Annotated in this window: 5 protein-coding genes; 2 read left to right on the forward strand and 3 right to left on the reverse strand. The window is 74.5% G+C overall.

Annotated features, from left to right (window positions below):
- Nucleotides 1-606, forward strand: a 606-nt coding sequence (locus tag LLG88_03360) for a sulfatase-like hydrolase/transferase (protein ID MCE5245945.1), incomplete at its 5' end; no start/stop codon positions are given.
- Nucleotides 607-840: 234 nt separating this feature from the next.
- Complete coding sequence (locus LLG88_03365) at nucleotides 841-2,979, forward strand: hypothetical protein (GenBank protein ID MCE5245946.1); 2,139 nt, start codon at nucleotides 841-843, stop codon at nucleotides 2,977-2,979.
- Between the two features lie 235 nt (nucleotides 2,980-3,214).
- On the opposite strand, the gene mltG is transcribed toward LLG88_03365, so the two are convergent.
- The 3 genes from mltG to LLG88_03380 form a co-directional block, all read right to left on the reverse strand.
- Nucleotides 3,215-4,300, reverse strand: a complete 1,086-nt coding sequence (gene mltG / locus LLG88_03370; GenBank protein ID MCE5245947.1) for an endolytic transglycosylase MltG — start codon at nucleotides 4,298-4,300, stop codon at nucleotides 3,215-3,217.
- Complete coding sequence (gene ruvX / locus LLG88_03375) at nucleotides 4,297-4,731, reverse strand: Holliday junction resolvase RuvX (protein ID MCE5245948.1); 435 nt, start codon at nucleotides 4,729-4,731, stop codon at nucleotides 4,297-4,299. Before ruvX ends, mltG begins: the two co-directional genes overlap by 4 nt.
- Before the next feature lie 92 nt (nucleotides 4,732-4,823).
- Nucleotides 4,824-8,723 (reverse strand): translocation/assembly module TamB domain-containing protein (locus tag LLG88_03380; protein MCE5245949.1); only part of this gene is annotated, 3,900 nt, incomplete at its 5' end.

The raw sequence follows: 8,723 nt of genomic DNA on the forward strand, positions 1-8,723 counted from the left end.
CACGGCGAGTCGCTCGGCGAGCACGGCTACTTCTTCGGCCACGGCGAGTACGCCTACGAAGAGTCGCTGCGCGTGCCGCTCTTGGTCCGCGCCCCCGGCCTCGTGCCCGCGGGAACGCGCCTGGCGGGAAACGTCGGCAACGCCGACGTCGCGCCGACGCTGCTCGACCTCGCCGGGGCGCCGGCGACGAACGACGCGTTCGACGGTCTCGACCTCGCGCCGCTGCTCCGCGCCGGCGGCCGGCCGGCGGCGCCCGCGCGCGCGTTCGTCCACCTTTCCGACCACGAACTCGTGCATGCGGAGAATCCCCGCCGCGGCCCCGCGGGAAGGGCGGGGCGCTGGCGGGTGCTGCGCGAAGGGACGATGGTCCTCGTGCGCGTGCCGCGCGCCGCCGGCGGTTTCGACGACGAGCTGTACGACCTCGCGGCCGACCCGCGGCAGCGGAACAACCTCGCCGCTGCGCGTCCCGACGACGTGCGGCGAATGGCGCGGCGGCTCGACGACGAGCTGCGTCCGCTCCTCGCCCGCTTCGCCGCGAGCGGCGCGGCGGAGGCGCCGCAGGCGCCGGACCTCGAACGGCTGAAAGGGCTCGGCTACGCCCGCTGACGGGCCGGCCGAACGCGCCGCGACGCCCCGGCCGCGACGCACGACCAGGCGCGCGGGCCGAGCCGTTTCCGCGCGGCCGAGACAGGCCGCCGCCGAACCGGCGGCGCCGCGAAGGCGAAGACCGCGGGGCGCGCCCCGCCGAACAGCGAAGAGCGGAGCGTCGGGCGACGAACGCCCGCGCGCCGCGAAGCGCCCAACGACGCGCGGCCGAACGCGCCGCGCCCGGAACGACCGATGAACCTCCTCCGCGCCGGCGAACGACGCCTGCTCGCCCTGATGGACGCGATCGAAGGCCAAGCGTGGGGTCCGCTCGCGACCCTCGCCCTGCTCGCGGCCGTCGTCGCCCCCCGCACGCTGCTCGAGATCGCGGTGCCGCGCAATCCGGTCTTCGCCGGCCTCGCCGCCTTCGTCCACTACCCGCTCGCCTACGCCGCGCCGTTCCTCGCCCTCTCGCTGACGCTGGCGGTCTTCGCGCGGCGCGCGCCGGCGCGGGTCGCGCGGCTGATGAACGTCGCCTGGATCCTCACCGCGCTGCCGCCGCTCGCCGACCTGCTGCTCCACCGCGCCGCGGAGAAGCCGGCGATCGGCTACCTGCTCGCCGATCCGTCGGAGCTCGGCCGGATCGCGCTCCGCTTCTTCGATCCGCGCGTGCCGCTCGTCGGCACGACCCCCGGAATCCGCATCGAGGCGATGGCGGCGGTCCTGCTCGGCGCGCTCTACGTCTTCCTGCGCACGAGGCGGCCGCTGCGCGCCGTCGGCTGCGCCGTCGCCGTCTACGTCGTCTCGTTCTTCTTCTTCGCGCTGCCGACGCTCGTCGCCGGCTTCTTCCGCTTCGTCAACCCGCGCCTCGCGCTCGACGACGTGCTGCGCGGCGAAGGGGTGTTCTTCCGCGCGATCGGCGAAGACGCGCCGGACTGCGCGTCGATCCTCTGGCTGCTCCCGCTGCTCGCGGTCCTCTTCGCGCTTTGGAAGCGGGCCGAGCGGAACGCCGCTCCGGCCGACCGCTGGTTCGGCGGACGCGGCGCGCCCGCGCGCGACGCGACGCAGCCGACAAGCGCCGCGACGGCGGAAAGAGAGGAAGAGGGCGCGGCGCACGCCGCGACGGCAAGGGATGCGGAGAGCGGCGCGGACGAGCGGCGCGAGCCGCTGCAGGCCGTCGCGCCGACGCTGATCGCCTCGCTTTGGGCGGGCGTCGCCGCGGCGCGCGCGCTGCACATGCCGGCCGGCCCGCTCGTCTGGGCGCCGTTCGACGCCCTCGCCTTCGTCGGCGCGACGCTCGCGGTCCTCTTCGTCGTCGCCGCCGCGCGCCGATGCGCGCGGGCCGCCGCCGCGGCGGAAACGGCGTTCCTCGCCGCGGGGGTCCTGCTCGCGGCGTTGGCCCTCGGCCGCGCCCCCGCGCTCGGCCTCGCCGCGACGGCCGCGGCGCTCGTCCCGTTCGCCTGCCGCGTGATTCCCGAGGCCCGTCGCGGCCTCGCCGCGGCGGTCCTCTTCCCCGTCGCCGCCTGCGGCGCCTTCGTCGCCGGATACGCGCTCGTCGTCGGACCGGAGGCGCCGGCGCGCCTGCCGCTCGCCGCGCTCGGCTTCGCGATCGCCGCGGGGCTCGCCGCCGGCGCGTTCGCCGCGGTCGAAGCGCCGCGTCCGCCGTGGCTGCCGATCGCCGCCTGGAGCGCCGCCTTCACGCTTGGCGCGCTTCTCGCGGGAACGCCGATCCTGATCCTCGCCGCGCTGCCCGCCGGCGCCGTCGCGGGGGTCGTCCTCGTCGGCGCGCGGCCGGGGCTCGGCCCGCGGCGCGGACGCCTCGTCGGCGCGGTGGCCCTCGGCCTCTGCCTCTTCGGCCTGACCCGCGCCGCGACGATCGTCGAGCCGCGCGCGGCGGAGCTGCGCCGCGCGGCCCAATCCGTGCCGCGCCTCGACGTGCTGCGCGGCCAGGAGCTCGAAGGGAAGAACGACTGGAAGGGGGCGCTGCTCGCCTATCAACGCGCGCTCGACACCGACCCGGCCTACGTCCCGGCGCTGCGCGCGCGGGGGCTCGGCCGGCTGCGGTTCGAGAAGAACGTCGGCGCGGCGCTGCCCGACCTCGAGCGGGCCGTCGCGCTCGCCCCCGACTCCGCGCCCGACCTCGCCAACCTCGCCGGCGCCTATCTGCAGGCCGAGCGCGCGGCGGAGGCGCTGCCGCTGCTCGACAAGGCCGCGCGGCTGGAGCCGGAGCGGCCGCAGACCCTCTTCAACCGGGCGCAGGCGCTGGAAGCGCTCGGGCGGAGCGGCGAGGCCGCCGACGGTTGGAGGGCCTACATCGCCGTCGCCGCCTCGATCCCCGCCGAGGCGCAGAGCGTCGCCGAAGCCCGCGCCCATCTCGCCGCCCTCGCACGGTGAAGCCGAGACTGTTGCACGGTGAAGCCGAGACTGTTGCGCCGCCCGAACGAGGCCGCGCGGCTCTTCTCTGCGCCTCCTCCGCCGGGGAGGAAACGGGTCTTCGGTCAGCTTGCCCGCAATCCGGGGCAACACACGCCTACTGATTCGCCGGTCCGTCCCCGTGCAACAGGCTCGGCTTCACCGTGCAACAGGGTCGGCGTCACCGTGCAACAGGGTCGGCTTCACCGTGGGAGGGTCAGCGCTTCTTGGCGACGCGGCGGCGGACCGCCTTGTTGTGGGCTTCGAGGTCGGCGCTGAAGGTGTGCCCGCCCTTGCCGTCGGCGACGAAGTAGAGCGCCTCCGTCCGTTCCGGCTCGACCGCCGCGGTCAGCGCGGCGAGCCCCGGGGAGGCGATCGGGCCGGGCGGCAGGCCGAAGACGTGATACGTGTTGTACGGGTCCTTCCGTTCCAGGTCCCGCTTGTGGATCTTGCCGTCGTAGGCGCCGGCCCGCTTCGCGGCGAAGATCACCGTCGGGTCGCACTGCATCTTCATGCCGCGCCGCAGCCGCTCGTAGAAGACCCCCGCGATCTTCGCCCGCTCCTCCGGCTTCGCGGTCTCCTTCTCCACCATCGAGGCGACCGTCGTCGCCTCGCGCGGCGAGAGCCGCAGCCGCTCCAGCTTCCCCTTGTTCGGGCGCAGGAAGCGCCGCTCGTAGGCGCGGACGAGCGCCCGCGCCACGCGCTCCGGCGCGGCGCCGACGGAAACGCGGTAGGTGCCGGGGAAGAGATACCCCTCGAGGTCGGCGCACTTCGCGTCGAACGAGCGCGCCGGGGCGGGATCGCGGAACGCCGCCGCGAACGCCTTCGCCTCGCCGACGCCGTTCTTCTCGAAGACCTCCGCGGTCTGCGCGAGGTCGAGCCCTTCGGGGATCGTGACCTTCTTCGCCGCCGTGCCGGAGCGGCCGAGCGCCTCGAAGACCGACCTCGGCGAGATCGGCCGCGGGAGGACGTACTCGCCGGGCTGGATGTCCCGCTCGCGCCCGCGCCGACGCATCAGGTCGAGCACGCGCGCCGCGGGGCCGACGATCCGCGCCCGCTCCAATTCCTGCGCCAGCGCCGCCGCCGACATCCCCTCTTCCACGCTCAGCGGCGCGGCGCCGCTCCCCATCTCGTCCTGCGGACGCGTCCAGAAGCGGTGCTCCGACCACAGCGTCCACAGCGGGACGGCCGCGGCGGCGACGATCGCCAGCCCCAGCCCCAGCGCCAAACGCCGAATCCACTTTCCGAGACGCCCGGCCTTCCGTCCGCCGCGCGCCGCGCCCTTCTTTCCGCCGCGCTTCACCGCGTTCCCTCGTCCTTCGTCCCCGCGCCGTCGAGGAACGCCTGCAGGATCAGCGCCGCCGCGATCTTGTCCACCACCTGCCGGCGGCGGCGGCGCGAAACGTCCGCTTCGATCATCGTCCGCTCGGCGTCCACGGTCGTCATCCGCTCGTCCTGGCGGTGGATCGCGAGGCCGAACCGCTCGGCGACGGCCTGCGCCACGAAGTCGGCCTCGGGGCACATCTTCCCCGGCGTGCCGTCGAGGTTGAGCGGAAGCCCGACGACGGCGTCGGTCACCTCGCGCCCCTCGAGCCACTCCGCGAGCTGCTCGAGGTCGCGCCTGATGCCGGCGCGGCGGATCACGGTCAGCGGAAAGGCGATCCGCCCCGCGTCGTCGCTGATCGCGAGGCCGAGCGTCTTCGTGCCGACGTCGATGCCGAGATAGCGTCCCACGGCGCGCATTCTCCGCGCGGCGCGCTTGCGGCGCCACGTTCCGCCGGGCGTCCCGCGGATCGACGAAGAGGGCGCGCGCCGCGCCCGCGGCGTCAGAACGCCTCGCCGATCGAGACGAAGAACTGCCCCGGCGACTCCCCCTCCTGCCGGTCGAGCTTCCAGCCGTACTCGGCGCGCAGCGCGCCGAACGGCGTCGCGTACTGCACGCCCACGCCGGCCGCCTTGCGCAGCTTCCCCTTGTAGAAGTCGGAGGCCCGCTCCCAGACGTTGCCGACGTCGTAGAAGACGACCGCGTGCGCCCGGCCCCAGAAGCGGTACCGCGCCTCGAGGTTCGTCACCAGCATCGACTCGCCGCCGAGCGCGTTCCCGCCGGGGCCGTCGAGCGGCCCGACCTTGTCGCGGGCGAAGCCGCGCATGCTGTCGGCGCCGCCGGCGAAGAAGCGCTGCGAGAGCGGCACCGCCGCGGTGTCCTTGAACGGCCAAGCGAGGCCGAAGCGGGTCGAGCCGGCGAGCGTCAGCCGCCCCTTCGGCACGTACCCCGCGACCTGGCCGGTGACGCGCGCGAACGTCGCCTCGGAGAGCAGCGCCTTCCCCCAGATCCCGGCCTCGGCGCGGGCGATCCAGCCGCGGGTCGGAAGGAACGGATCGTCGCGGCGGTCGAGGATCAGCGTGCCGAGGAAGCCGCCGAGGCGGATCTTGTCCAGCCGCCGCCCTTCGTCGGAGAGGACCTGCTGGATCGCGTCCGGGTCGAGCGTGACGTTGGTGAAGCGGTTGTCCTCGAGCTCGTAGCGCAGCTGGACCCGCGTGCCGCGCCGCTGCTGCGGCGAGGCGAGCTGCAGCGCGATTCCGGTCGTCTCCAGCGTGAAGCCGTCCCGCTCCTCGCGCTCGATGCCCAGCGTGCCGAGCCCTTCCAGCAGGTCCTCGTCGAGATGCCGGTCCTCGATCGTCGCCCGCAGGCCGGAGCGCTTCGACGAGCCGTAGGCCTGCAGGCTTCCCGTGCGGGCGAGGCCCCAGAGGTTGTCGTCGGAGAGCGTCATCGAGCCGAGCGCCCGCTCCTCCGTGTCGTAGCCGACCGTGGTGAGCAGCGAGAGGCGCGGGTTCTCGTCGAGCCGCACGACGACGTCCCGGCGCGCAGGATCGCCTTCGACCGGCTCGGTGCGGATCTCCACCTTGCGGAAGAGACCGAGGCGGAACAGGTCGCTCTCCGTGCGGCGGATCGCCCCCGAGGAGAGCGGCTTCCCCGGCGCGAGGTGCAGCGCCGGCTCGACGATCTTCTTCTTCGTCGCGACGAGTCCCTCGAAGCGCACGTTCCGCACCGTCGCCGCGCGCCCCGCGCGGATGCGGAAGACGATGTCCACCTTGCCGTTCAGGACCTCGGGGCGGGTCACGACGCGCGATTCCCAGTAGCCGGCGTCGTCGAGCGTCTCGCGCAGCTTCGTCTCCGCCGTCTTCAGCAGGTCCGGCAGGAACAGATCGCCGCTCTTGAACGGGATCTTCGCCGTCGCCGGGCCGAGCTCGTCCGGCCAGTCCCCTTCGACGCGGAGCAGGCCGACCCGCGACTGCGGCCCTTCGTCGACGACGAACGTGACGTCCGCGACCTCCCCCGCGCCGCGCAGGCGCACGAGCGGATCGACCGTCGCCTCGAGGTAGCCGCGCGCGGCGTAGAGCGTCCGCACCGCGTCGGCGTCCTCCTGCGCGAGGCGCGGCTTGAACGTCTCGCCGCTGATTCCGCCGAGGACGCCCGGGCGGCGCAGCAGCACCTGATCGAACAGCTCGTCCTTGCCGAGCGCCTTCTGCCCTTCGAACGCGACCTTGCCGACCTTGACGCGCGGCCCCGGATCGACGTCGATCGTCAGGACGCGCGCCGCCTCGTCGGCGATCCGCACGTCCACCGTCGCCGCGGCGAAGCCGTCCTCGGCCAGCGCCTCGCGCGCGACGCGCGTCGCCTCGCGCAGGCCGTCGGGGCGGAATCCGGCGCCGCCCCACAGCTCGACGAGGACGTCCTTGACCCGCCGCACGGCCGTCGTCGGCCCGTTCCAGCGCACGTCCCAGCGCGGCCCCGGCTTGACGTCGAAGACGGCGACGGCGCGCGCCGGCCGGCCGGTCGTCTCCTGCCGTTCGACGCGCGGCGCGACCTCGGCGTCGAGATACCCTTCGCGCGCCAGCACCCGCTGCAGCGCCTCGCGCGCCTCGATCAGCTGGAACTGCGGCACGCGCTTCCCCGCGGCGAGGCCGAGGTCGCGGCGCACCGAGAGCTTCACCCCCGCCGGCAGGCCGTCGATCGTCACGCCGCCCAGCTTCGGCGGCGCGGCGCCGAGCGACTCCGACGAGGTCTCGCCGAAGCGGTGCAGCCAGCGCAGGTCGAGCGTCACGCCGCCGTACTCGTCGCGTCCGAGGGCGATCCGCAGCTCGCGCGAGATCTCGCGCTCGATGCGGTACAGGTCGCGCCCTTCGGACGAGAGGTCGCGGGAGTAGATGATCGTCGTGCGGTCGTCCACGCGGCGCCCGACCGTCAGCCGCGCGGTCGGGCGCGTCTCCGCGCCGACGACCGACGGGGCGATGCCGAAGCGGTTCAGGCCGAGGTACTTCCGCGCCGGGCCGGCGAGCAGGAACTCGCCGAGCTGCGTGCCGAAGTAGCTCGTCGCCAGCTCCGACGTCACCTGCCCCGCGGCGCCGGTCGCGACTTCCGTCGGCGGCTGGCCGGTGAGCAGCAGCAGCAGGATGTCGCGCTGGCTGAGCGCGGGGGCCGACGTGAGCTGGTAGTCGAGCGTGTCCGGCGTGGCGTCGAGGTCGAGCCGCACGCTGTAGCCGCGGACGTCGGTCGTCATCCGCATCCGCAGCCGCATCGGCTCGCCGCGCGGATCGTCGAAGATGATCTGCCCCGAGGAGACCTCGTAGTCCACGCCGCGGAAGGTGATCTTGCCCCCTTCGACGAAGACGACGCTCCCCGCGAAGAGCGGCGCGCCCGGATCGCCGGTGACGTCGATCCCGACCGAGACCTGCAGCCGCGCCATCTCGGTCCGCACGGCGAGCGACTCCTCGGCGACCAGCTTCACGCGGAGGCCGATCCGCGTCAGCCAGTGGGAGCGGCTCGTCGCCGGCTCGAGCTTCCGCACGCGCGTCCCCGGCGCCATCTCGATCTCGAGCGGGCGCGTGTACCGTCCGGCGAGCATCTTCACCTCGCCGCGGACCTCCGGATCGGAGGCGGGGCCGACGAGCCGCACGTCGGCGTCGTAGCGCCCCCAGACCCCCTTCGGGAACGAGAGCGCGAAGTCCTTGCCGACGAAGTGCATGTCCACCCGCCCCGGCGCCAGCCCGGGCATCGTCAGCGTCCCGTCGAAGACGACGTCGCCGCCGCCGAGCCGGAACTTCCCGTCCTTGACCTTCATCGCCCGGTCGCGGAACTCGAGCGTCGCCTGCAGATCGTCCACAGCGTCGGTGTACGGCAGCAGCCGCAGCCGGCCCCCCTCGAGGCGCAGCGCGCCGGTGAGGTCGGGATCGGCGAAGCTCCCGCCGATCTTCAGCGCCCCGGTCGCCTTGCCGGCGGCGAGCACGTCGGGATCGAAGACCTCGAGGAACTGCAGGTCCGCCGCGACGTCGAGGCCGAGCGCCAGACGCCCGCGGTTCGCGCCGAACAGGCCGACGCGCCCCCGCGCGGAGATCTTCCCGCCCGTCGCGCCGACGATCGCGAACGGCGCGTCCTCGGCGACCTTCAGCTCGCCGTCGGCGAGGTCGAAGCGGGCCGGCGCGGCGAGGCGCGCCGAGAAACTCGCCGTCGAAGCGTCGAGCGAGCTCAGCGCCAGATGTCCCTTCCAACGCTCCGGCGCCCCCGCCTCGCCTTCGAACGCGAGCTCGCCGCCGGCGCGCAGGTCGGCGTCGACGTCGAGCGGCTTCCGCCGCACGAGCGCGGCGAGGCCGAGCAGGTCGAGGTCGGCGAAGGAGAGGCGCGCGGCGAGGCGCGGCGTCCAGATCGGGCCGGAGACGGCGAGCGA

The organism is bacterium, assembly GCA_021372775.1.
Classification (GTDB): Bacteria; Acidobacteriota; Polarisedimenticolia; order J045; family J045; genus JAJFTU01.

Excerpts from the sequence above, each read along its gene's own strand:
- LLG88_03365 (MCE5245946.1), top strand. The coding sequence starts at position 841 with ATGAACCTCCTCCGCGCCGGCGAACGACGCCTGCTCGCCCTGATGGAC.